Source organism: Pseudomonas batumici (genome assembly GCF_000820515.1).
In the GTDB taxonomy this organism is placed as follows: domain Bacteria; phylum Pseudomonadota; class Gammaproteobacteria; order Pseudomonadales; family Pseudomonadaceae; genus Aquipseudomonas; species Aquipseudomonas batumici.
Window position 1 is genome coordinate 92,987 of the sequence record NZ_JXDG01000014.1, and the last position, 22,797, is coordinate 115,783.

The window sequence follows — 22,797 nt, forward strand, 5'->3', positions numbered from 1 at the left end:
ATGAGCAAGATTGCAATCATTGGTGCCACCGGTCGTGCCGGTAGCCAGTTGCTGGAAGAAGCCCTGCGTCGCGGCCACAGCGTGACCGCCATCGCCCGTAACCCGGCGAAGATCGGCGCTCGTGCCGGTGTCGTGAGCAAGGCGGTCGATGCGTTGGATGCGGCGGCGCTGGAAGCGGCGGTTGCCGGTCACGATGTGGTGATCAGCGCCGCGCATTTCTCTACCCTGCCGGCGGCGGCGGTGATCGGTCCGGTGAAGAAGGCCGGTGTCAAACGCCTGCTGGTGGTCGGTGGTGCCGGCTCGCTGTTGTTGCCTGGTGGCGGTCGGGTGATCGACAGCCCGGACTTTCCTGCGGAGTACAAGGCCGAGGCCGGCGCCGGCGCGGAGTTCCTCGCGGTCTTGCGTGAGGAAAAGGACCTCGACTGGAGTTTCCTTTCGCCTTCGGCGGAGTTTGTCGAAGGTGAGCGTACCGGGCACTTCCGCCTGGGCAAGGATGACCTGCTGGTGAGTGCCGAAGGTCGCAGCTGGATCACCTTCGCCGACTACGCCATCGCCTTGCTGGATGAGGTCGAGAAGCCCGCGCATTCGCGTCAGCGGTTTGCAGTCGGGTACTGAGGCCTTGGCGACACCTTTTGGTATCGCCGTGCCCCTGTAGGAGCCAGCTTGCTGGCGATGAACGATAACGCGGTCTGTCTGAGACACCGCAGCGTCTGCATCGCCAGCAAGCTGGCTCCTACAGGTCTTGTTGTGTTCTGACGATCAAACCCGCTCCGCCGCCTGCGCCACCAACCACTCCATCAATTCCCGCAACTGCGGCGCCGTCCCGGCCCGTTCCGGGTAGACCAGGTAATACGCCTGCCCGGTGCGCACCCGCAAATCGAACGGCATGACCAGCCGCCCGGCGCTCAGGTCTTCGCCGATCAATGACCAATCGCCAATCGCCACCCCGGTGCCCTGGGATGCCACGGTCATCGCCAGGTCCAGGGTGTCGAAATGCTGCCCCTTGCCGATATTGCTCACCCGCGCGCCGGCCACCTTGAGCCAGGCTTCCCAGTCCCGCTGGTCGCGGGTGGGGTGCAGGAGCATGTGCTGCTCAAGGTCGGCAAAGCTGTTCAGCGGTACCGGGCCCGCCAGCAGTTGCGGTGAGCACACCGGCGTCAGCTGTTCGTCGAACAGATGGTGAGACGCCACCGCCGGCCCCGGCGCCGCGCCATAGACCACGGCGGCATCGAATTCCTCCCGGCGGAAGTCCACCGCATGCTGCACCGTGGTGGTCAGCTCCACCGGCACGTCCGGGCGTTCCTTCTGCCATTGCAACAGACGGGGCAGCAGCCAGCGCATCATGCAGGTCGGCGCCTTGAGTTGCAGGGCCTCGCGCCGGGTGCCGACCTGATCCACCGCCTCGTCGATCAGGTTGAACACCTGCTGGATCCGCGGAAACAGCTCACGGCCCTGGGCGGTCAGGCTCAGGCCACGTGCCTGGCGCTGGAACAGCGCATAACCCAGGTGGCTCTCCAGCCCGGCGATCTGTCGGCTCACCGCCCCCTGGGTGATGTGCAGCAGCTCGGCCGCGCGGGTGAAGTTGCAGCACTGGGCCGTGACCAGAAAGGTATGCAGGGCGGGCAGCGGTGGAAGACGTTTCATGGCGGGACAGCTCAGGCATGACGACAGGACATGCCTAGTATGACTATTTTTGCCTTGTGCCCGCCATCGGCCAAACGCTCCAATAACCTCATCGCTGTGCTCATCGGCAGCACGGCTTATACGAACAAGAAGGACGGAACAGATGGCGACGTGCGGCGAAGTATTGGTCAAGTTACTGGAAGGCTACGGGGTCGAGCAGGTGTTCGGCATCCCAGGTGTGCATACCGTGGAGCTCTATCGCGGGCTGGCGTCGTCGAGCATCGAACACATCACCCCGCGCCACGAACAGGGTGCCGGCTTCATGGCCGACGGCTATGCGCGCACCAGCGGCAAGCCCGGGGTGTGTTTCATCATCACCGGCCCCGGCATGACCAACATCACCACGGCGATGGGCCAGGCCTATGCCGACTCGATCCCGATGCTGGTGATCTCCAGCGTCCAGTCGCGCAGCCAACTGGGTGGCGGGCGCGGCAAGCTGCACGAATTGCCGAACCAGGGCACGCTGGTCGCGGGCGTCGCGGCGTTCTCCCACACGCTGATGTCGGCGGCCGAATTGCCGGCGGTGCTGGCCCGGGCCTTCGCCCTGTTCCAGGCCGGGCGTCCGCGTCCGGTGCACATCGAGATTCCGCTCGATGTGCTGGTGGAAAATGCCGATGCCCTGCTCGATAGCCAGCCGGTGCAGATCAGCCGTGCCGGTGCCGCCCCGGCGGCGGTCGCGCAAATGGCCGAGCTGCTGGCCAATGCCCGGCGTCCACTGATCCTCGCCGGTGGCGGCGCCATCGATGCGGCCGCCGCGCTGACCCGGCTGGCGGAACGGCTGGAGGCGCCGGTGGCCTTGACCATCAATGCCAAGGGCATGTTGCCGTCGCGCCATCCGTTGCTGATCGGTTCGACCCAGTCCATGGTCGCCACCCGCGCCCTGGTGGCGGAGGCCGATGTGGTCCTGGCCATCGGCACGGAGCTGGCGGAAACCGACTACGACATCACCTTTGCCGGGGGCTTCGAGATTCCCGGCACCCTGCTGCGCGTCGATATCGACCCGGACCAGACGGTGCGCAACTATCCGCCCAAGGTCGCGCTGGTGTCCGATTCGCGGACGGCGGCCGAGGCGCTGCTCGCAGCCGTCGAAGGCCAGGTGCTGGCTGCACGCCAAGGCGATTGGGGACCGCAACGCGCCGCTGCCTTGCGCGCCGAGCTGGACGGTCTCTGGGATGCGCCTACCCGCGCCCAGACGCAGTTCCTCAACACCGTTCTCGAGGTGCTGCCGGAGGCGGTGCTGGTGGGCGACTCGACCCAGCCGGTCTACACCGGCAACCTGACCCTGAACCCGGAGCACCCACGGCGCTGGTTCAACTCGTCCACCGGTTACGGCACCCTCGGTTATGCCTTGCCGGCCGCCATCGGCGCCTGGCTGGGCGGCGCCAGCGAACGCAGCCGGCGTGCCCCGGTGGTGTGCCTGATCGGCGACGGCGGCTTGCAGTTCACCCTGGCGGAACTGGCCAGCGCGGTGGAAGCTCAGACCCCGATCATCGTGCTGCTGTGGAATAACCAGGGCTACGAAGAGATCAAGAAATACATGGTCAATCGCGCCATCACCCCGGTCGGTGTGGATATCCACACCCCGGACTTCATTGGCGTGGCCCGGGCCCTGGGCTGCGTGGCTGAAGCCGTTGCCGGCGTCGAGACCCTGCGCAGTGCCTTGGCGGCTGCGGCGGAGCGCCAGGGACCGACCCTGATCGAAATCGACCAGCAGCTGTGGATGCAGGGGGCGGCCTGGTGATGAAAGCCCAGATGAATCAGGACGGTCTCTACATCGACGGCCAATGGCGTTCCGGCAGCGAACAGCTGCGGGTGATCAATCCGGCCACCGAGGCTTTGCTCGGCAGTGTTTCCGCGGGCGACGAGCAGGCGGTAGCGCAAGCGGTGAGCGCGGCGAGCCGGGCTTTCGCCGGCTGGTCAAGCAGTACTGGAGCGCAGCGTGGCGCCGTGCTGCGCAGGATTGCCGACGGCGTGCGCGAGCGCCGCGAAACCCTGGCCCACCTGCAGTCGACCAACAACGGCAAGCCGCTGTTCGAGGCGGCCATCGATGTCGATGACGTGATTGCCACCTTCGAGTATTACGCGGGCCTGGCCGAGACCCTCGACGGACAACAGGACAAAGCGGTCGAGTTGCCCAGCGACGCCTTCGCCGCCCATGTGCGCCGTGAGCCGTGCGGGGTGGTCGGGCTGATCGTGCCGTGGAACTTCCCGATGGTCACCACCGCCTGGAAGCTGGCCCCGGCCTTGGCCGCCGGTTGCTGCGTGGTGCTCAAACCGTCAGAAGTCACGCCGCTGCCGGAGTTGGAACTGGCGGCGATCATCGCCGACAGCGGTTTGCCGGCCGGGGTCTTCAACCTGGTCTGCGGCACCGGCCTGGCCGTGGGGGCACCGTTGGCGGCCGATCCCCGGGTGGCGAAAATCTCCTTCACCGGCAGCAATGCGGTGGGGGTCCAGGTGATGCAGCGGGCGGCGGAAACCGTGAAGGGGGTGAGCCTGGAACTGGGGGGCAAGTCCGCGCTGCTGGTGATGGCCGATGCCGACCTCGATCTCGCGGTGGAGGTCGCCAGCGGCGGCGGTTTCTTCAATGCCGGGCAGATGTGCTCCGCCACCAGCCGGGTGCTGGTGGCGGAGGAGATCGCCGATGAGTTCCTGTTGCGCCTCACTGCCCGGGCCGAAGCCATTCGCGTGGCGGACCCGTTCGACCCTGAAGTGGAAATGGGCGCGCTGGTCAACCAGGCGCAGTACCAGCGCGTGTTGGGCCATATCGACCGCGGCCTGAGTGTCGGGGCTCGGCTGGTGTGTGGCGGCGGGCGTCCGCCGGAGCTGGCGCGCGGCTATTTTTTGCGGCCGACGATCTTCACCGAAGTGCCCCTGGACAGTGCGCTATGGCGTGAAGAGATTTTCGGCCCGGTGCTCTGCGTGCGCAGTTTTGCCAGTGAGGCCGAGGCGCTGGCGCTGGCCAACGACAGTGAGTTCGGCCTGGTGGCCAGCGTGGTCAGCGGCAGTGACGAGACGGCGCAGCGTATCGCCAATGCCTTGCAGGCCGGGCTGGTGTGGATCAATGCGCCGCAGGTGATCTTCCCGCAAACCGCCTGGGGCGGCTACAAGCAGAGCAGCCTGGGCCGTGAGCTGGGGCCCTGGGGCTTACAGGCGTTCCAGGAGATCAAACACGTGATCCGCGCCCTGTAGAAGAGGGCACTGCATGCCTCGAAATGAGGCATGCGTCGGGTGCATGGCTTCAATGACAAACTTTCGATTGTTGCCGGTTCCGGGCGACCTCAGGATGAACCCGCCGACTCAGCTACGACCCACGGTCCTCGGGGGCTCCAGCGAGATCGAAGACCGGCTGCAAACGTTGCGACCGACCTCATGTACAACAAGAATAAAGGGAGTCCGAAATGGGCCAGTACGACCTCAACAGAAGGCAATTCATCAAGACCGTGGGCGTGGCTTCGATGGCCGCGGCGGCCATGAGCATGCCGTTTATCCGAGCCAATGCCAGCGACACCCGCTTCCAGGGCAAGACCCTGAAGCTGCTGACCTGGTCCGATGACACCGGCCTTGCCGCCCTGCGTAATATCGCCGCGACCTTCGAAGCCAAGACCGGCGCCAAGGTCATCGCCGACCGTACCGGCAGCACCTCGGAGATGGTCGCCAAGCTCAAGGCCGGCGGTGATCGTCCGCAGTACGACATCATCACCCTGGCTGGGGTCGGCGCCGAAGGTCTGGCCGCCGCCGGACTGCTGGAAAAACCCGACCTGAACCGCATTCCCAACCTGGTGGACGTGCCGGAGAAATACCGCACCGGCGCCAACGGCCATGGCATCGGCTACCTGCTCTGGTGCAACAGCCTGATCTACAGCACCCGCACCGTGAAAGAGGCGCCGAACAGCTACGCGGCGCTGTGGGACAAGGACTTCGCCAGCAACCTGTTCCTGCCGCCGCCCAACTGGACCGAGGCCATGGACCTGATCATCATCGCGGCCAAGCTGGCCGGCGGCGACGAGCACAACATCGAGCCGGGCTTCAAGAAGCTCGCCGAGCTCAAGGACCGCGTGGTCACCCTCGGGGAAAACCCCAACCAGATCGCCGAGCTGTTCCGCACCGGCTCGCTGGACCTCGGCGGCCTGTATGCCCCGGCGTTCTTTCCGAAACAGATCCGCGACTCGGCCTATGGCCTGGGCGCCACGTTCGGCATGAAGGAAGGTTTCTACACCGACCTGATGCTCTCGGTGATGCCGAAGAGTCGTCCTGGCGACACCGACCTGGCCTACGCCTTTATCGACCATTCGCTCGACCCGCTGGTGCAGGGCAAGATGGCCGAAGACATCTTCAACGGCCCGGTCAACGCCAAGGCGATCATCTCCGCCGAGGCGCGCAAGAGCCCGTACATCCTGACGCCGGAACAGATCGCCGAGAAGGCCATCATGCACGACAACGCCTTCCTGGCGACGGTGCATGACCAGTGGATTCGTCGGTATACGGAAATCTTTTCTTCCTGAGGTTCCGGCGCAGGGCCCTTGGGCCTTTCGTGCAGGTTTGAGGCAGGGCGGGGCAAGTGTTGAACTTCTCGCGAAACCTGTGGGAGCCGGCTTGCTGGCGATGAGGCCCTTGAGGCTTGCATCGTCCTTGCGGGCCTCATCGCTGGCAAGCCAGCTCCTACGGAAGCCGTGTTCAGCCTCTACCTTGTTGATGATTTCTCTCAGTCGAGACTTTTGTTATGGAACACCAACCTCTGACCCGCTCGGTCGGCGTGGCTTTGCCACGCCCCGATACCGGGATTTCGCCCACCGCCCGCGCCTGGCTTTTCCTCTCGCCGTCGATGCTGTTTCTCGCCGTGCTGATCATCGCCAGCCTGCTGGTACTGCGCATGAGCGTCGGTACCAAGGGCGCCGAGTGGAGCGGTTTCAGCCTTGCCAGCTACGCACAACTGCTTGAGCCTTACTACCTCAAGTCGCTATTGCTGACCCTGCGCCTGGCGCTGTTCAGTGCCGTGATCGCGGTGCTGCTGGCGATCCCCGTGGCCTACACCATGTCGCGCCTGACCTCGCCGTTGTTGCGCCGGGTTTTCCTCGCGGCGGTGCTCCTGCCGCTGCTGGTCAACCTGTTGCTGCAAAGCTACGGCTGGCTGGTCATTCTCGGTCCCGGCGGCATGCTCAACCAGGCCTTGATGGGCCTGGGCCTGATCAAGCGCCCGATCATGCTGCTGTACAACCAGGACGGCGTGTTGATGGGCCTGGTGCAGACCGCGTTCCCCCTCGCGGTATTGCCGATCGCCAGCGCCATGCGCGGGGTCGCCCGTACCTACGAGGAGGCTGCCGCGACCCTGGGCGCCAGCCGCTTCCAGGTGTTTCGCCAGGTGGTGTTGCCCATGAGTCTGCCGGGCATCATCACCGGCGCGACGCTGGTGTTCGCCTACAACGCCAGCAGCTTTGTCGTGCCCCTGCTGCTGGGCGGGCGACGGGTGCCGATGCTGGCGGTGATGGTCCACGACCAGATCGCCCCGTTGATGAACTGGCCGGCGGCGTCGGCGGCCGGTGTCGTGTTGATCCTGACCACCCTGGCGATCATGACCCTGTCCGAATACGTCACCGGCCGTCGGCGCCGGATGCTGGAGGCCTGCCAATGAGCCTGTCGTCGAACAAACGCCTGTCGATCCTGCCCGGGGAAACCGGGCGCTTCGCGGGTATTCTCTCGGGTGTCATCCTGCTGCTGGCGGTCCTGCCGATCCTGACCATGATCGTCATGTCCTTCAGCGGCGCCTCGAACCTCGACTTCCCGCCCAGCAGCTACAGCCTGCAATGGTATCGCGCGGCCTGGCACACCTTCGTTTCGCCCGATGCCAGCGACGTGCTGAGCCTGGGCAAGGCGATGACCACCAGCCTGCTGGTGGCGTGCCTGACCATGGTGCTGGCGACCCTGGTGGCGGTGCCCGCCGCCTATGCCCTGGTGCGCTGCGAGTTTCGCGGCAAGGCCCTGGCCCTGCAACTGATGTCGCTGCCCCTGGTGTTTCCGATGGTGGTGCTGGGGCTGGCGTTGCTGCTGGTGTTCGACAGCCTGCCATTGCAGATGAGCTTCTCGCGCCTGGTGATCGCCCACGTGATCCTGGCCTTGCCCTTCGTGGTGAAGAACTGCACGGCGGCCATGCTTTCCATCGGCAGCGAAGTCGAGGAGGCCGCGCAGATGCTCGGCGCCTCGCCACAACGGGCGATCCTCGATGTGGTGGTGCCGTTGATGAAATCGGGGATTCTCGCCGGGATGCTGCTGGCGTTCATCGTCTCGTTCAACGAATTCACCGTGACCTACTTCCTCTACACCATCGACGTGATGACCGTGCCGATCTGGATGTACAGCCGCACCGTCTCGTCCCTGGACCCCACCGTTTTCTCCTTTGCCGTGCTGATCGTGCTGATCGACTTCGTCCTGATCTGGGCGTTGGAGAAGCTGGTGGGCGAAGGCGGCGTTTCCTTCTGATTTCTTGAGGTGAGCAACATGACTGGACTGATTCTGGAAAACGTCGACAAGCACTACGGCACGGCCTGCGCGGTGAAGGACGTCAATCTGCACCTGCCCGAGGGCAAGCTGGTGTGTTTTCTCGGCCCTTCGGGGTGCGGCAAGACCACCTTGCTGCGGATGATCGCGGGCCTCGAAACCCTGACCGGCGGCGAGATCCGCCTGGACGGCGAGGACATCGGCCAGACCCCGGCGCACCTGCGCAACTTCGGCATGGTGTTCCAGTCCCTGGCGCTGTTTCCCCACATGACCGTGGGCGAGAACATCGCCTATCCGCTGAAACTGCGCGGGGTCGGCAAGGCCGAGCAGCAGGCGCGGGTGGTCGAGCTGCTGCAACTGATTCAACTGAGCGCGATGATCGACCGGCCGGTGTCCAAGCTGTCCGGTGGACAGCGCCAGCGCGTGGCAATTGCCCGGGCGATTGCCGCGCGACCGAAGATCCTGCTGCTGGACGAACCGCTGTCGGCGCTGGACGCCAAGTTGCGCGAATCGATGCAGGTGGAAATCCGCCAACTGCAACAGCGCCTGAACATCACCACCATCATGGTCACCCACGACCAGCGCGAAGCCATGACCATGGCCGATATCGTGGTGGTGCTGGGCGAACATCGGGTGCAGCAGGTGGGCACGCCCATCGAGATCTATCGGCACCCGGCCAACGAGTTCGTGGCCGACTTTATCGGTTCGGGGAATATCTTCCCGGGCACTGTGCTGGGCGGTGGAAGGGTCGGGCTACCGGGAGGCGAGAGTATCGAGGTGCCGAGTTGCGCCAATGTCGCGGCCGGCCAGCAGGTGCGGATGCTGGTGCGCCCGGAAGACCTGCAACTCTCCGCGCCCGAGGCGACGGCGGGTAATCGCCTGCTCGGCACGGTGACCTTCGTGCGCGATATCGGCTCGACCATTGAAACCATCGTCGAGTGTTCCGGGGTGTCGTTCACGGCGTTGAGCACGCCGTGCCAGGGGATCGGCCTGGGCGTGGGGCATGCGGTGTCGGTGACCATTCCGGCGCAGGCGTGCCGTCTTCTATAGGTGCAAGCGTTCAGACACTCAAGCGCAACCGCGCCAGGTCCCGCAGCGGCGGCGCACCGAACAGCCGGCTGTATTCGCGGCTGAACTGCGAGGGGCTTTCATAGCCCACGCGGTAGCCCGCCGCCGAGGCGTCCAGGCCTTCGATCAGCATCAGGCGCCGCGCTTCCTGCAGGCGCAGCTGCTTCTGGTACTGCAATGGGCTCATGGTGGTCATTGCCTTGAACCGGTGGTGCAGGGTGGACACGCTCAGGTTGGCTTCGCGCGCCAGGTTGTCGATGCGCAGCGGTTGTTCGAAATTGCCGTTCAACCATTTGATGGCCTGGCAGACCCGATGGCTCTGGCTGTTGGCGACGGCGATCTCATACAGCCGGTAGCCCTGGGGGCTGCGCAGCAGTCGATAGAAAATTTCCCGACGGATCAGCGGCGCGAGCATGTTGATGTCTTTCGGGCTGTCGAGCAGGCGGGTCAGGCGCAGCAGGGCATCGAACATCTGCGTGTCCAGTCGCTCCACATACAAGCCGCGCCCGGTCGGCCGGCTGGGCACGCCCATGGGGCCGGCCTCGGCAATCAAGGCACTGATTTCGGCCGGATCGATATCCAGGCGCAAGGCCAGGATGGGATGTTCCGGCGAGGCACTGGCAATCCGTCCGCAGACCGGCATGGAAACCGAGACCACCATGTAGTTCAGCGGATCATAGAGAAAGCTTTCATCCCCCAGGCGCACTTCCTTGCGGCCCTGGGCCATGACGCACAGGGCCGGCTGGGCCAGCGCCGGGGAGAATTCATGGGGGCGGCTATGACGGGACAGGTGCAGCGCCTCCACCGCGGTGGCATAGCTGCCATCTTCCCCGGTGTTGCGGCAGATGATCCCGGCCAGTTCCGCGCGCAACTTTTCCATTTCGACCGGCAGGGGGATTTGGGGTTGATCGAGCAAGGACATGGTGGGCCCTGGAAGTGATGGCGAATGGAGGCAAGCTTAAGTTTGGGCAATCCGCGGTGCCAGGCCAATACTGCGCGATTCTTGCCTGATTCTGCAGTCTTTTCATATGACGGTCATATTACAGGCGGCCCGGCGCCGCGAAATTGCTTAAAACCCACCCGGCCGGGGAGTGGCCTGTTGGCGGTAGCGGCGCTCAGGGGCATCGGCGTCGCGGCAGGATTGTGCAATAAGCCGACAGGAATCGACTAACGACCCCTCGGCAAACCTTCTAATCTCTGTTCCTGTCGCAGTCAGTCCCAGGACTGATTGAGCGAGTACAACCTTCTCTTCGGGAGCGCCGCGCATGTCCAAGCCTATCCCCGTCAGTCACATGGTCTTCGTTCGTGCACGCCCTGGGCGTTCCGCCGAACTGGGCGCACGGCTGAGCAGCCTGATCGAACCTTCCCGCCAGGCACCCGGTTGCCTGCAGTTTTCCCTGCAACATTCCCTGGCCGATGCCGACCTGTGGCTGGTGTCGGGATTCTGGGTCAACCAACCGGCCATGACGGCTTATTTCAATACCCCGGCCATGCAGGTCTTTGCCGAGCTGGTTCAGGAGTTGGTGGTCGACAGCTTCGACTTCCATACCTTCAGCGATGTCAGCGCCGCTCGCGCGCAGTGCGATTTTCATCTGTCCCGTGCAGGTGGCTTGCAGCAGCTGGCCAGTTGAAGGGTTAGAATGCCGGCCGATCAATTGGCCGGGATAACAGGCATGGCACGCAAAGAGTTCGCACACTTCGAAGCCGTTTCGGCAGTGGTTCCCGGTGAGGGCGGTTATAGCGCGGCGATAGCCGTGAAGGCCCTGGGTGGTTCCGGCGCACCGCGCTTTCACAAGATACTCGATGAACAGAAGTTCAAGACCGCCTTCGAGGCCGACGAGGCTGCCGCGCATGAGCTTGCGCGACTGCTCGATGTCGACGAAGAGGGCGAGTTGTCCTGGTCGGTTGTCTAAGGGCCGATTTATCTGGGGCGGAACATCTTGAACAGGGCTTCCGGACCCAGCTGGAAGTAGTCCGCCGGGCCACCGCCGCGCAGAATCGGTTCGGCGGCGGCGGTGTCGTAGACCCCATCCTTGAGCAGCCACTTGGCGATATGCACGGCCACCACTTCGCCGAGCACCAGCCAGGTAGGCACCAATTCCTGATCCGCCCGTTGCAGTTGAATGATCTGGGTGACCTTGCATTCGAAGGACACCGGGCTTTCCTCTACTCGCGGCACCTGGATGATCCGTGACGCGGCGGGCGTGAGGCCGGCCAGTTCGAATTCATTGATCTCGGCGGGCGCGGCCGCAGAACTCTGGTTCATGGCTTCGGCCAGGGGCCGGGTGGCGAGGTTCCAGGCGAATTCGCCGGTCTGTTCGATGTTGTTCAGGCTGTCCTTGCGGCCGACGCTGGCGAATCCGACGATCGGCGGGATGTAGTTGAACGCGTTGAAGAAGCTGTAGGGCGCCAGGTTCAGGCGGCCTTGGGCATCCTGTGAAGAAATCCAGCCGATGGGGCGCGGTCCGACGATTGCATTGAACGGGTCGTGGGGCAGGCCGTGGCCGTTGCTGGGTTCGTAGTAGTGGATAGCGTCGGACATGGTTCGAAGGTTTCCAGGGACTGGATGAACAAGGGAAGGCGATAGTGTGCGACGCGGGGCGAGGAAATGCGATAGGTCTGAGTTTGTAGGAGCCGGCTTGCTGGCGATTGAGGCCAGTGCGTCTTGCATCGCCTGATCGATCGCCATCGTCGGAACGCCGCCCGCAGCAAGCCGGCTCCCACAGGTTTCGCGGAATTTTCAGGAACCCAAAAAACGACTAAGCCCGGCCGAAGCCGGGCTGCAAGGCTAACTCGCGGGTTAGCTGATGGCAGCAGCGCCAGGAGTCTTGTCGTAGCCGTCAGCAGCGACAGCGTTGGCACCTGGGGTCTTGTCGTAACCGTCAGCGGCGACAGCGTTGGCACCTGGGGTCTTGTCGTAACCGTCAGCGGCGACAGCGTTGGCGCCAGGAGTCTTGTCGTAGCCGTCAGCAGCGACAGCGTTGGCGCCTGGGGTCTTGTCGTAACCGTCGGCAGCGACAGCGTTGGCACCTGGAGTCTTGTCGTAGCCGTCAGCAGCAACCGCGTTGGCACCTGGGGTCTTGTCGTAGCCGTCAGCGGCGACAGCGTTGGCACCTGGGGTTTTGTCGTAGCCGTCAGCAGCGACAGCGTTGGCACCTGGAGTCTTGTCGTAGCCATCAGCAGCAACAGCATTGGCGCCTGGAGTCTTATCGTAACCATCAGCCGCCACGGTGTAGGCGCTGCCAGGGGTTTTGTCATAGCCATCGGCAGCGAAGGTGTTTGCAGCCAGTACCGAAAGGGCCAGGGCGAAGATCAGTTTGGTTTTCATGGTGGTTGCTCCTGAAAGGTGTTCGTTTTGTTCAGTGGGTGTGGAAGTGATTTTACGCTTGTAAATTTGATTAAAAAGCGCAAAAAAACGCTTAAATTTATCGTATAAATCGATGTGTTTGGCGCCAGAAAAGGTCGGCATCCAACGTGATGCCAAGGGGCCGGGGCCAGGTCGATTTAAGGTAGGGTCAGAATGTCGCTTGGAAATTAACTGACTATTAATTCAGATAATTCTTTTGCGATCGCGCAAAAAATGCGTCGGGATCGCCCTGTAAGGGCGTAAGTGAAGGGGCGCGCGGTCTTGCAAACACCGCGAACCTTGTAGGAGCCGGCTTGTCGGGACGCCGCACCGCGGCGATGGCGTCCGCATGGACGCCGCAAGGCTCAAGGGCCTCATCGCCGGCAAGCCGGCTCCTACAAGGGCACAGCGGCGTCGTTACTTAGTCGGTCTCGATCCGCGAATGCTTGCGGGTGTCCTTCATGGTCACGTACACCAGCAGCGAACAGGCGATGCAGGCCGTCACGTACCAGTAGTAACCGGTTTCCATGCCGATGCTCTTGAACCACAGCGCAATGTATTCCGCGGTGCCGCCGAAGATCGATACGGTCAGGGCATACGGCAGGCCCACGCCCAGCGCGCGGATTTCAGTCGGGAACAGCTCGGCCTTCACCACCGCGTTGATCGAGGTGTAGCCGCTGACGATGATCAGCGCCGCCATGATCAGGAAGAACGCGCCCCACCAGGTCTGGATGGTGTGCAGGGTGCTCAGGATCGGCACGGTGAACAGCGTCCCGAGGATGCCGAAGGCAATCAGGATCGGCCGCCGCCCGAGCTTGTCCGACAGCGCCCCGACCAGCGGTTGCAGGCACATGAACAGGAACAGCGTCGCCGCGGAAATGGTGGTGGAGTCGGCGATGCTCATGCCGACCGTGTTCACCAGGTATTTCTGCATGTAGGTGGTGTAGGTGTAGAACGCCAGGGTGCCGCCCATGGTCAGGCCGACCACGGTCATCAGTTCCTTGGGATGACGCATCAAGGTGCGCATCAGGCTCTCTTTCGGCTTTTCCTTCTTCTGGGTGAAGGACTCGGTCTCTTCCATGCCGCGCCGCAGGTAGAGCGCCACCACGGCACACAGGGCGCCGATGCCGAACGGAATCCGCCAGCCCCAGTCCTGCAGCTGTTCGGTGCTGAGGGTCTGTTGCAGCACGATCAGTACCGCCAGGGCGATGAGCTGGCCGGAGATCAGGGTCACGTACTGGAAGCTGGAGAAGAAGCCGCGGCGTTCCTTGGTCGCCATCTCGCTGAGGTAGGTGGCCGAGGTGCCGTATTCGCCGCCGACCGACAGGCCCTGCATCAGGCGGGCGACCACCAGCAGGATCGGCGCGCCGACGCCGATGGTTTCATAGCCCGGGGTGAGGGCGATGATCAGGGAGCCCGCGCACATCAGCAGGACCGAGGCCATCAGGGCGGCCTTGCGACCCTTGCGGTCGGCGTAGAGGCCCATCAGCCAGCCGCCGATCGGACGCATCAGGAAACCCACGGCGAAGATCGCGGCGGTGTTGAGGAGCTGGGCGGTGGTGTCGCCCTTGGGGAAGAAGACCTTGGCGAAGTACAGCGAGAACGCGGCGTAGACGTACCAGTCGTACCATTCGACCATGTTGCCGACCGAGCCGCTGAAGATCGATTTCAGACGGCTGGAGGTGGTTCTTTCTTTGGCCGGCACGGTCGCCGACCCCAGGGGCAGGGTAGTGGAGTTATCCATCAGGGAACCTTCAAGTCATTGTTTTTGTGGAGCGCGCGCAAGCGCAGCCTGACAGGGCTATAGCAGGAGCTGTGCCAAGGGGCGAAGGCCCGGTTTAGACGGGGTGGCGGGAATCTGTGAGCGGAAATCCGCTCATGGACGATCAAGCGGTAAGCGGAAAATTGCCGATGTCTCGGGTGTTTGGGAGATGGCTATCGCGAGCAAGCTTGCTCCTACAGGGTGTACAGCAGTCTTGTGATCGACGCCGGCCCTGTAGGAGCAAGCTTGCTCGCGAGACGGCCTGCCAGACGAAACATGAACTGAGGATTCACTCGTCCTTGAGGAACATTTCACGTACCAGGCCATGACGCTGCATTTTCTCATTGAAGGTGCGGCGCGGCAGTTGCAGTTCTTCGAGTACCGCTTTCACATCTCCCTTGTGCCGGGTCAGGGCCGAACGCAGGCACTGCGCTTCAAACGCCTCCTGCTGCGCCGCCAGGGATTGGCCCGGATCGATGCCTTCGGGCTCCGGTTCACCCAGGCCGAGTATCGAGCGTTCGGCGACGTTGGCCAGCTCCCGCACATTGCCCGGCCAGTCATGGCTCAACAGACGGCTCAGTTGCGCTCCGCCCAACGGCGTCGAGGTCCGCCCCAGTCGCTGCGCCGCGCCGTAGGCGAAGTGCTCGAACAGCAAGGGGATATCTTCGCGTCGCTCGCGCAACGGCGGCAGGCGCAATTGCGCCACCGTCAGCCGATAGGCCAGGTCCTCGCGAAAACGTCCGGCCCGCGCCTCGTCGAGCAAATCGGGCTTGGTCGCCGCGACGATGCGCAGGTCCACCGCGATGCTCTGGTTCGAACCCAGCCGCTCCAGCTTCTGTTCCTGCAACACCCGCAGCAGTTTCACCTGCTGGGCCAGCGGCATGCTTTCGATTTCGTCGAGAAACAGCGTGCCGCCATCGGCGTACTCCAGCTTGCCGATGCGCTTGCCCTGGGCCCCGGTAAAGGCCCCGCTTTCATGGCCGAACAACTCGGCTTCAAACAAGGCTTCGGGAATCGCCGCGCAGTTGAGGGCGACAAACGGCTTGTCGGCCCTCGGCCCGAAATCATGCAGGCAGCGCGCGACCAACTCCTTGCCGCTGCCGGTTTCGCCGCGGATCAGCACATTGACCGGCAACGCTGCCAGCTCCAGCACCTGCCGACGCAGGGTCTGCAGGCTACGGGACACTCCCAGTAGGCTGCGCTCAAGTCGCGAGCGATGGTCCGCCTGTTCGTGCAACTGGCGGTTTTCCAGCACCAGGCGGCGCTTCTCCATGGCCCGGGCGAGGCTGGCGAGCAGGGTCTGCGGGCTGAAGGGTTTTTCCAGGAAGTCGTAGGCCCCGTCGCGCATGGCTTCCACCGCCATGGGCACATCGCCGTGACCGGTCAGCAGGATCACTGGCAAGTCGCAATCGTGTTCCCGCAAGCGCGCCAGCAATTCCAGGCCGTCCATGCCAGGCATGCGCACGTCGCTGAGGATCACCCCGGGGAAATCCCGTGGCAGTTGCGCCAGGCACTCCTCGGCGCGGCTGAAGGTCTGCACCTGGAATCCCGACAGGCTCAACCATTGCTCCACGGCCGTGCGGATGCTGGCTTCGTCATCGACCACGATCACGGCGTTCATCGAGTATTCATCTCCGGGGCTATCGGCAGGGTCAGGCTGAAGTGGGCGCCGCCCTGGCGATTGTCGACGCTCAGGCGGCCGTCCAGTTCATGGACGATGGCATAAGAAACCGCCAGGCCCAGGCCCAGCCCTTCGCCCACCGGCTTGGTGGTGAAGAACGGGTCGAAGACCTTCGCCAGGTGTTCCTCGGCGATACCGCCGCCGCTGTCGCCAACGGTCAACAACCACAGCGGCGGGCGCGCCTCGATGCGGATCTCCAGGCGTTTGAGCGGTTTGTCGTGCATGGCATCCAGGGCGTTGCGCAACAGGTTGATCAGCACCTGCTCCAGGCGAATGGCATCGCCACGGACCCAGGCCGGACGGGTCAGATGCAGCACGCTGCTGACCGCGTCTTCACGCAGGCGCGGCTCCAGCAGCTGCAACGCCTGATCCACCACGCCGGCCAGGTCGAGGGGCTCGCGCAGGCCGCTGGGGCTTTGGCGTGCGTAGGTCTTCAAGTGGCCGGTGAGGGCCGCCATGCGGGTCAGCATCTGGTCCAGGGGATCGAGGGCCTGGTGGGCCGCCTCGATCCGACCGTGGTCGAGCAGCAGGCGCAAGGTGGCTAATTGCATGCGCTGGGCGGTCAGCGGCTGGTTGATCTCATGGGCGAGGGCCGCGGACATCTGCCCCAGCGCCGCCAGCTTGGCCGATTGCACCAGGCCGTCCTGGGCGGTGCGCAGGTCGCGGGTGCGTTCCTCCACCAGGCGCTCCAGCTCTTCGCGACTGCGTTGGCGCAGGCGTGCCAGGCGCCAGCGTTGGCTGAGGAACAGCAGCAGGAACACCAGCGCCAGCCACAGGCCGGCAGCGGCGAGACCGGCATTGCGCCGCTCCTCGGCGGCCATCTGCGGTTTGCGCAGCAGGTGCAGGGTCCAGTCTTCCGGGGGCAGCGGCAGCGACTCCCAGAGGTAGTCGGCGCGACCGTCCGGAGCGTCGACCCGGGTCAGGTAGCTGTTGTCGCCGAACACCTGCAAGGAGCGGTATTCGAGGGGGCTCAAGGACTGCTTGTCATATTGCCGGGTACTGCCGATTTCGCTGCGGTCGGTGTCGTGCAGCGGTCGCAGCAGGCGATAGCGCCAGCCGGGCTGGTTGGCAATGAACACGATGTCGCGGGCATCGCTGACCAGCAGGGTGTCATTGCCTTTGCTCCATTCGTGTTCCAGCTCCGGAAACTCCAGCTTCACCACCATCGCCCCGAGGAATTCGCCGTTGTCGCCGGTCACCGCGCTGGCGAGAAAATAACCGGGAATGCCGCTGGTCACGCCCACGGCATAGAAGCGCCCGCTGCCCTCGGCGCGGGTCTGGTTGAAGTAGGGACGAAACCCGTAGTCGTGGCCGACGTAGCTGCTGGGCAGGCGCCAGTTGCTGGCGGCCACCGACAGGCCGTTGCGGTCCAGCAGTTGCAGGGTGGAGGAGCGCGCCGCGCCGTTGATCCGTTCCAGTTTGCGGTTCAGGGCGTCCTGTTGGGTCGCGTCGATGGGACCGGTCAGGGCCGCGCGCAGTTGCGGGTCGAGGGCGAGCACGGCGGGCAGCGCACGGTAGCGTTCGATCAGGGTGTGCAGGGCGTTGGCGTAGAGTGTCAGCTGCGCCTTGCCGCGCGCGGCGTCGTCCACCAGGGCCTGTTGTTCGGCGCGCTGCATGGCCCAGCCGGCGGCCAGGACGGTGCCGGCGAGAATCAGCAGGGTGTAGAGCGCCAGACGCAGGAAACGGGGAATCGGCGACATGCGGGTAACGACAGGCTGGACAGGGTCGGGAAAGATAGCATGTCGGCTTTGGCGCTGCCTTTGCCGGCGAGCGCTTTTACCCAGGGGAAACACGGACCTTGTAGGAGCCGGCTTGCTGGCGATGGCGTCCGGATGGGCGCTGCAAGGCTCAAGGGCCGCATCGCTGCGATGCGGCGTCCCGACAAGCCAGCTCCTACAGGTTTGGCAGGGTTACAGCAGGTTGAAACTCTGTTGCTTCACGTCCACCGAATCCAGGCCGATCTGCACGTTGAATTCACCCGGTTCCGCGGCGTACTTCAACTGGGTGTTGTAGAACTTCAGGTCGTTCTCGTCGATGTCGAAGTGAATGACCTTCTGCTCGCCCGCCTTGAGCATCACCTTCTGGAAGTTCTTCAGTTCCTTGACCGGACGGATCATGGAACCTGCAACATCCTGGATATACAACTGCACCACGGTCTCGCCATCACGCTTGCCGGTGTTCTTGAGCGTGATGCTGGCATCGAGCTTGCCGTTCTTTTTCAGCGTGGTCGACGACAGCGCCATGTCGCTCAGGCTGAAATCGGTGTAGCTCAGGCCGTAGCCGAAGGGGTACAGCGGGGTGTTTTCCTCGTCGAAGTACTGCGAGGTGTAGTTGCCCGGCTTGCCCGGGGTGTACGGACGGCCGATGGTCAGGTGGTTGTAGTACATCGGTACCTGGCCGACCGAGCGCGGGAAGGTGATCGGCAGCTTGCCCGACGGGTTGTAGTCGCCGAACAGCACGTCGGCGATGGCGTTGCCGCCCTCGGTGCCGCTGAACCAGGTTTCCAGCACGGCATCGGCCTGGTCCTGCTCCTGGCCGATGGTCAGCGGACGGCCGTTCATCAGCACCAGCACCAGCGGCTTGCCGGTGGCCTTGAGGGCCTTGATCAGTTCACGCTGGCTGGCCGGGATGTTCAGGTCGGTACGGCTCGACGACTCGTGGGACATGCCCCGCGACTCGCCCACCGCGGCGATCACCACGTCCGCCTGCTGCGCGGCCTTGACCGCTTCGTCGATCATCTGCTGTGCCGGGCGCGGGTCGTCCACCACTTCCGGGGCGTCGAAGTTGAGGAAGTTCAGGTAGTCCACGACCTTCTTGTCGGCGGTGATGTTCGAGCCGCGGGCATAGACCAGTTGGCCCTTATCACCCAAAGCGCGGCTCATGCCGTCATACAGCGTGACCGATTGTGCCGGCAGGCCGGCGGCGGCCCAGCTGCCCATCATGTCGATCGGCGCCTTGGCCAGCGGGCCGACCAGGGCGATCTTCGCCGATTTCTGCAGCGGCAGGGTCTGCCCCTGGTTCTTCAGCAGGACCAGGCTGCGGCGCGCGATATCCCGGGCATCGCTACGGTGCAGGCGGCTTTCGGCGTTGGTGTCGGCCGGATCGTCCTCGGCCTTGCCGATACGCAGGTACGGGTCCTTGAACAGGCCCATGTCGTACTTGGCACCGAGCACTTCACGCACGGCATTGTCCAGCTCGCGCTGCGGCACTTCGCCGGACTTGATCAGCCCCGGCAGCTCCTTGCCATAGAGCGAGTCGTTCATGCTCATGTCGATGCCGGCCTTGATCGCCAGCTTGGCCGCCTCGCGACCGTCCTTGGCGACGCCATGCTTGAGCAGTTCGAAAATCGCCCCGTGGTCGCTCACCGCCAGGCCCTTGAAGCCCCAGTCCTTGCGCAGCAGGTCCTGCATCAACCAGGTGTTGGAGGTGGCGGGGACGCCATTGACCGAGTTCAGGGCGACCATTACCCCGCCGGCGCCGGCGTCGATGGCGGCGCGATAGGGCGGCAGGTAGGTCTGGTACATCTTCACCGGGCTCATGTCGACCACGTTGTAGTCGCGACCGCCTTCCACCGCGCCGTAGAGGGCGAAGTGCTTGACGCTGGCCATGATGCTGTCCGGCTCGCTCGGGCTCTTGCCCTGGTAGGCGTGGACCATCACCTTGGCGATGCGCGAGACCAGGTAGGTGTCTTCGCCGAAGCCTTCGGAGGTCCGGCCCCAGCGCGGGTCACGGGAAATATCGACCATGGGCGCGAAGGTGATGTCCAGGCTGTCGGCGCTGGCTTCCTGGGCGGCGATGCGTCCGGAGCGGCCGATGGCGTCCATGTCCCAGCTGGAGGCCAGGCCCAGGCTGATGGGGAAAATGGTCCGGTGGCCGTGGATCACGTCATAGGCGAAGAACATCGGGATCTTCAGCCGGCTGCGCATGGCCGCGTCCTGCATCGGACGGTTTTCCGGGCGGGAGATGGAGTTGAAGGTGCCGCCGATGTTGCCGGCGGCGATTTCCTTGCGGATCAGTTCCCGGGGCATTTCCGGGCCGATGCTGATCAGGCGCAACTGGCCGATCTTTTCCTCGAGGGTCATCTGCTTCATCAGTCGGGCGATGAAGGCGTCCTTGTTTTCAAGGGGGGCGGGCTTTGTGTCAGCCACTACCGGGAGACTGGCCAGGCCAATGGCGAGGCCCAGCAAACACAGCTTCTTCATGAATGATTATCTCGGGGGCCCGGTCCGGCGACCAGTCGTTGCGCACTGGCCGGGCTGTTTAGTTATAAGGAGCGATTATTGTGGTGCCGGTTGATCCAGCACAGTTGCGAACGGTTTTTTGCGCTGGGCACCTTTTAGCCGATTGGCTTCATACATTCCAGTGGCGGCGGCGGATTATGCCCCACCGGCAGGCATGATCCCATTCATCGTTTCGGCGTGGCGGACCGTCGACGGCCGTCGGGCTGGTATAATGCCGCCCCTCTTTGATCCGATTCCCGCACGCCCGAGGCACCTTTTACATGTCAGCGACCGCAACTCCCGCCCAGTCAGTGCCGGACCATCACGGGCAATTTCTCGACCTGCTGGACACCAGCCTGAACCAGAATGCCTTTATCAAGCTGGTGCTGGCCAAGTACGTGGGCGACGAGGCGGACCTGCAACGGGCCATCATCAAGCAGGTGACGGTCAAGGAGCAGCCGTGCCTGTCCTTTGTCTATCGCTACAAGACCCGGGACATCACCAAGAACTTTCCGGTTGCCGAGGGCCTGGCGATCATTGCCGGATTGCTGCCGGCCTCCTTCAAGAATGCCCACCTGCTGTCGCTCACCGACGAGGTGCAGCTGGAGTACAGCAAGAAGGGCAAGAGCACCTTGTTCAAGGGCAAGACCCAGCAGGCGCGGGAAGTGCCGTCCGCCGAGCACAATCGCGAGAAGAACCGCTACCTGGAACTCAGTCGTCCGTTTCTCACCGACCTGGGCGTGACCAACAAACAGCACGAGCTGATTCCCGCGATGTCGCGCAAGTGGAAGCAGATCAACAAGTTCATCGAGGTGTTTTCCCACGCCCTGAGCAGCTCGCCGATCAAGCTCGACCAGCCGGTGCGGGTGGCGGACTTCGGTTCGGGCAAGGGCTACCTGACCTTTGCCATCCACGATTACCTGCGCAATACCCTGCAGGTTGAAGGGCAGGTGACCGGGGTCGAGTTGCGCGAGGACATGGTCAGTCTGTGCAACACGGCGGCGGCGCGTCTGGAGCATCCGGGGCTAGTGTTCAAATGCGGTGATGTGCGCAGCGTGGCACCGAGCGAGCTGGACGTGATGATCGCCCTGCATGCCTGCGATATCGCCACCGACTATGCGATCCACACGGGTATCCGTTCAGGGGCGGCGATCATCATGTGCTCGCCGTGCTGTCACAAGCAGATCCGCCTGCAGATCCAGAGCCCGGCGTTGCTCAAGCCGATGCTGCAATACGGCCTGCACCTGGGGCAGCAGGCGGAGATGGTCACCGACAGCCTGCGCGCGCTGTTCCTCGAAGCCTGCGGCTACGAGACCAAGGTCTTCGAGTTCATCTCCCTGGAGCACACCAACAAGAACAAGATGATCCTCGCGGTCAAGCGTGCCGAGCCGCAGGATCCGGCGTTGCTGCTGGCGAAAATCGACGAGCTCAAGGCCTTCTACGCCATCCAGGAGCACTGCCTGGAAACCCTCCTGCGGGCCGACGGCTACTTGAGCTGAACCCCCGGCGGCAAGCTGCCCGGTTGCGCCGGGCGGACGCTGGTCTTGCGTCCGAGCATCACGGTGACGATCACGCCACCGGCAAACAGCCAGGTGATCGGCTCGACGTGTTCGCCAAAGAACAGCGCCGAAAAGGCGATGGTGAAGAAAATCTGCAGCAGCTGGATCTGGCTGACCCGGGCGATGCCGCCCAGGGCGAGCCCGGCGTACCAGGCAAAAAAGCCGAGGAACTGCGAGAACATCGCCACATAACCGAAGGCCCACCAGGTCTTGCTGGAAATCGCCCCCTGGTGCTGCGAGGCCAGGTACAGGACCGGACCGATCAGCACCGGTACCGACAGCACCAGCGCCCAGCAGATCACTTGCCAGCCGCCCATCTCCCGGGCCAGGCGCCCGCCCTCGGCATAGCCGAGGCCGCCGACGGCAATCGCCCCGAGCATCAACAGGTCGCCGGCCTGGATACTCCCGGCACCGCTGATCAACGCATACCCCAGCACCAGCGCACTGCCCAGGGCGGCGCAGGCCCAGAAGGCCCGTGACGGCCGTTCGTGGGACAGCCAGGCCGCGTACAACGCCACGCACAAGGGTTGCAGGCCGTTGACCAGGGCGCCGTGGGAGGCCGGCAAGGTCTTCATGGCCCAGGCCGAGAGCACCGGAAAGCCCAGGATCACCCCGGCGATCACCAGCCACAGGCCCTTGAACTGGTTCCAGGTCGGCCACTTTTCCCGGCGCCAGAGCAGCAGGGCCGCGGCCGGAATCGCGGCGACCAGGGCGCGGCCGAGCCCGTTGAGCAGCGGGTTGATTTCCTGCACCACGATGCGGGTGAAGGGCAGGGTCAGGCTGAAGATCACCACACCCAGCAGGCCGAGCAGCATGCCGGTGTTTTCACGAGAGGACATGGATATTGACCGGGAATCAGGGAAACAGGGCCTGTCATCTAGCCATAAAGGCCCGGCGGCGCGCTGTTACAGCTGGGCAGATAGTTGCCCGTACAGTTTGTCGTCCCGGGGGATCGTAGTAGCCGGCGATTACCCGTCGGCGCGCAC

The 22,797-nt window shown here is 64.1% G+C and carries 19 protein-coding genes; 10 read left to right on the forward strand and 9 right to left on the reverse strand.

Going from position 1 to position 22,797, the window contains the following annotated elements; all coding sequences use genetic code 11:
• Positions 1-615, forward strand: a complete 615-nt coding sequence (locus tag UCMB321_RS07385) for an NAD(P)-dependent oxidoreductase (protein WP_040064949.1) — start codon at positions 1-3, stop codon at positions 613-615.
• A gap of 144 nt (positions 616-759) precedes the next feature.
• Here the strand turns inward: UCMB321_RS07385 and UCMB321_RS07390 are convergent, their stop codons facing one another.
• A complete protein-coding gene (locus tag UCMB321_RS07390) occupies positions 760-1,644 on the reverse strand; it encodes a LysR substrate-binding domain-containing protein (RefSeq protein WP_040064950.1) in 885 nt (294 codons plus the stop codon).
• Between the two features lie 142 nt (positions 1,645-1,786).
• Between UCMB321_RS07390 and UCMB321_RS07395 the strand changes: the two genes are divergently transcribed.
• The 6 genes from UCMB321_RS07395 to UCMB321_RS07420 all read left to right on the forward strand — a co-directional run bounded on the left by UCMB321_RS07395 (position 1,787) and on the right by UCMB321_RS07420 (position 9,225).
• Positions 1,787-3,424, forward strand: coding sequence for a 5-guanidino-2-oxopentanoate decarboxylase (locus UCMB321_RS07395; protein ID WP_040064951.1), 1,638 nt, complete (start codon positions 1,787-1,789; stop codon positions 3,422-3,424).
• The gene (locus UCMB321_RS07400) at positions 3,424-4,872 is read left to right on the forward strand and encodes an aldehyde dehydrogenase family protein (RefSeq protein WP_040064996.1); all 1,449 of its coding nucleotides are present in this window, start codon (positions 3,424-3,426) and stop codon (positions 4,870-4,872) included. The genes UCMB321_RS07395 and UCMB321_RS07400 overlap by 1 nt, the downstream gene beginning before the upstream one ends.
• 209 nt (positions 4,873-5,081) lie before the next feature.
• On the forward strand, positions 5,082-6,185 hold the full coding sequence (locus UCMB321_RS07405; RefSeq protein ID WP_040064952.1) for an extracellular solute-binding protein: 1,104 nt from the start codon (positions 5,082-5,084) through the stop codon (positions 6,183-6,185).
• Between the two features lie 218 nt (positions 6,186-6,403).
• A complete protein-coding gene (locus tag UCMB321_RS07410) occupies positions 6,404-7,312 on the forward strand; it encodes an ABC transporter permease (protein ID WP_040064953.1) in 909 nt (302 codons plus the stop codon).
• Positions 7,309-8,157, forward strand: a complete 849-nt coding sequence (locus UCMB321_RS07415) for an ABC transporter permease (RefSeq protein WP_040064954.1) — start codon at positions 7,309-7,311, stop codon at positions 8,155-8,157. Before UCMB321_RS07410 ends, UCMB321_RS07415 begins: the two co-directional genes overlap by 4 nt.
• An 18-nt stretch (positions 8,158-8,175) precedes the next feature.
• On the forward strand, positions 8,176-9,225 hold the full coding sequence (locus UCMB321_RS07420; protein WP_040064955.1) for an ABC transporter ATP-binding protein: 1,050 nt from the start codon (positions 8,176-8,178) through the stop codon (positions 9,223-9,225).
• Positions 9,226-9,235: 10 nt separating this feature from the next.
• Here UCMB321_RS07420 and UCMB321_RS07425 read toward each other — a convergent pair whose 3' ends face one another.
• Positions 9,236-10,165, reverse strand: a complete 930-nt coding sequence (locus UCMB321_RS07425; RefSeq protein ID WP_040064956.1) for an AraC family transcriptional regulator — start codon at positions 10,163-10,165, stop codon at positions 9,236-9,238.
• A gap of 343 nt (positions 10,166-10,508) precedes the next feature.
• On the opposite strand from UCMB321_RS07425, the gene UCMB321_RS07430 reads away from it, so the two are divergent.
• Both UCMB321_RS07430 and UCMB321_RS07435 read left to right on the forward strand, forming a co-directional pair.
• Positions 10,509-10,874, forward strand: a complete 366-nt coding sequence (locus UCMB321_RS07430) for a putative quinol monooxygenase (RefSeq protein ID WP_040064957.1) — start codon at positions 10,509-10,511, stop codon at positions 10,872-10,874.
• A gap of 42 nt (positions 10,875-10,916) precedes the next feature.
• Complete coding sequence (locus UCMB321_RS07435) at positions 10,917-11,156, forward strand: hypothetical protein (protein WP_209437136.1); 240 nt, start codon at positions 10,917-10,919, stop codon at positions 11,154-11,156.
• Between the two features lie 8 nt (positions 11,157-11,164).
• Here UCMB321_RS07435 and UCMB321_RS07440 read toward each other — a convergent pair whose 3' ends face one another.
• The 6 genes from UCMB321_RS07440 to bglX form a co-directional block, all read right to left on the reverse strand.
• Positions 11,165-11,785, reverse strand: a complete 621-nt coding sequence (locus UCMB321_RS07440; RefSeq protein WP_040064959.1) for a flavin reductase family protein — start codon at positions 11,783-11,785, stop codon at positions 11,165-11,167.
• A 258-nt stretch (positions 11,786-12,043) separates the two neighbouring features.
• Positions 12,044-12,571 carry a hypothetical protein gene (locus UCMB321_RS07445; protein WP_040064961.1) on the reverse strand — a complete coding sequence of 176 codons (528 nt, stop codon included), beginning with the start codon at positions 12,569-12,571 and terminating at the stop codon, positions 12,044-12,046.
• A gap of 439 nt (positions 12,572-13,010) precedes the next feature.
• Positions 13,011-14,333 (reverse strand): MFS transporter, encoded by a 1,323-nt coding sequence (locus tag UCMB321_RS07450; RefSeq protein WP_040064964.1) that lies wholly within the window; start codon positions 14,331-14,333, stop codon positions 13,011-13,013.
• Between the two features lie 307 nt (positions 14,334-14,640).
• Positions 14,641-15,972 carry a sigma-54-dependent transcriptional regulator gene (locus tag UCMB321_RS07455; protein WP_040064965.1) on the reverse strand — a complete coding sequence of 444 codons (1,332 nt, stop codon included), beginning with the start codon at positions 15,970-15,972 and terminating at the stop codon, positions 14,641-14,643.
• On the reverse strand, positions 15,969-17,732 hold the full coding sequence (locus UCMB321_RS07460) for a sensor histidine kinase (protein ID WP_040064967.1): 1,764 nt from the start codon (positions 17,730-17,732) through the stop codon (positions 15,969-15,971). The genes UCMB321_RS07455 and UCMB321_RS07460 overlap by 4 nt, the downstream gene beginning before the upstream one ends.
• 210 nt (positions 17,733-17,942) lie before the next feature.
• Positions 17,943-20,234, reverse strand: coding sequence for a beta-glucosidase BglX (bglX, locus tag UCMB321_RS07465; RefSeq protein WP_040064970.1), 2,292 nt, complete (start codon positions 20,232-20,234; stop codon positions 17,943-17,945).
• A 299-nt stretch (positions 20,235-20,533) separates the two neighbouring features.
• Here bglX and UCMB321_RS07470 point away from each other — a divergent pair, with 299 nt between their 5' ends.
• Positions 20,534-21,751: a class I SAM-dependent methyltransferase gene (locus tag UCMB321_RS07470; protein WP_040064971.1), complete on the forward strand. Its 1,218-nt coding sequence runs from the start codon at positions 20,534-20,536 to the stop codon at positions 21,749-21,751.
• On the opposite strand, the gene UCMB321_RS07475 is transcribed toward UCMB321_RS07470, so the two are convergent.
• Complete coding sequence (locus UCMB321_RS07475; RefSeq protein WP_040064973.1) at positions 21,739-22,650, reverse strand: DMT family transporter; 912 nt, start codon at positions 22,648-22,650, stop codon at positions 21,739-21,741. The genes UCMB321_RS07470 and UCMB321_RS07475 overlap by 13 nt on opposite strands.
• Positions 22,651-22,797 lie beyond the last annotated feature (147 nt).

Bases quoted from the DNA above. Each gene is read 5' to 3' on its own strand.
- UCMB321_RS07450 (WP_040064964.1), bottom strand. From the start codon at position 14,333: ATGGATAACTCCACTACCCTGCCCCTGGGGTCGGCGACCGTGCCGGCC.
- UCMB321_RS07475 (WP_040064973.1), bottom strand. From the start codon at position 22,650: ATGTCCTCTCGTGAAAACACCGGCATGCTGCTCGGCCTGCTGGGTGTG.
- UCMB321_RS07420 (WP_040064955.1), top strand. From the start codon at position 8,176: ATGACTGGACTGATTCTGGAAAACGTCGACAAGCACTACGGCACGGCC.
- UCMB321_RS07405 (WP_040064952.1), top strand. From the start codon at position 5,082: ATGGGCCAGTACGACCTCAACAGAAGGCAATTCATCAAGACCGTGGGC.
- bglX (WP_040064970.1), bottom strand. From the start codon at position 20,234: ATGAAGAAGCTGTGTTTGCTGGGCCTCGCCATTGGCCTGGCCAGTCTC.
- UCMB321_RS07460 (WP_040064967.1), bottom strand. From the start codon at position 17,732: ATGTCGCCGATTCCCCGTTTCCTGCGTCTGGCGCTCTACACCCTGCTG.
- UCMB321_RS07435 (WP_209437136.1), top strand. From the start codon at position 10,917: ATGGCACGCAAAGAGTTCGCACACTTCGAAGCCGTTTCGGCAGTGGTT.
- UCMB321_RS07415 (WP_040064954.1), top strand. From the start codon at position 7,309: ATGAGCCTGTCGTCGAACAAACGCCTGTCGATCCTGCCCGGGGAAACC.
- UCMB321_RS07410 (WP_040064953.1), top strand. From the start codon at position 6,404: ATGGAACACCAACCTCTGACCCGCTCGGTCGGCGTGGCTTTGCCACGC.
- UCMB321_RS07390 (WP_040064950.1), bottom strand. From the start codon at position 1,644: ATGAAACGTCTTCCACCGCTGCCCGCCCTGCATACCTTTCTGGTCACG.
- UCMB321_RS07425 (WP_040064956.1), bottom strand. From the start codon at position 10,165: ATGTCCTTGCTCGATCAACCCCAAATCCCCCTGCCGGTCGAAATGGAA.
- UCMB321_RS07470 (WP_040064971.1), top strand. From the start codon at position 20,534: ATGTCAGCGACCGCAACTCCCGCCCAGTCAGTGCCGGACCATCACGGG.
- UCMB321_RS07455 (WP_040064965.1), bottom strand. From the start codon at position 15,972: ATGAACGCCGTGATCGTGGTCGATGACGAAGCCAGCATCCGCACGGCC.
- UCMB321_RS07385 (WP_040064949.1), top strand. From the start codon at position 1: ATGAGCAAGATTGCAATCATTGGTGCCACCGGTCGTGCCGGTAGCCAG.
- UCMB321_RS07440 (WP_040064959.1), bottom strand. From the start codon at position 11,785: ATGTCCGACGCTATCCACTACTACGAACCCAGCAACGGCCACGGCCTG.
- UCMB321_RS07430 (WP_040064957.1), top strand. From the start codon at position 10,509: ATGTCCAAGCCTATCCCCGTCAGTCACATGGTCTTCGTTCGTGCACGC.
- UCMB321_RS07395 (WP_040064951.1), top strand. From the start codon at position 1,787: ATGGCGACGTGCGGCGAAGTATTGGTCAAGTTACTGGAAGGCTACGGG.
- UCMB321_RS07400 (WP_040064996.1), top strand. From the start codon at position 3,424: ATGAAAGCCCAGATGAATCAGGACGGTCTCTACATCGACGGCCAATGG.
- UCMB321_RS07445 (WP_040064961.1), bottom strand. From the start codon at position 12,571: ATGAAAACCAAACTGATCTTCGCCCTGGCCCTTTCGGTACTGGCTGCA.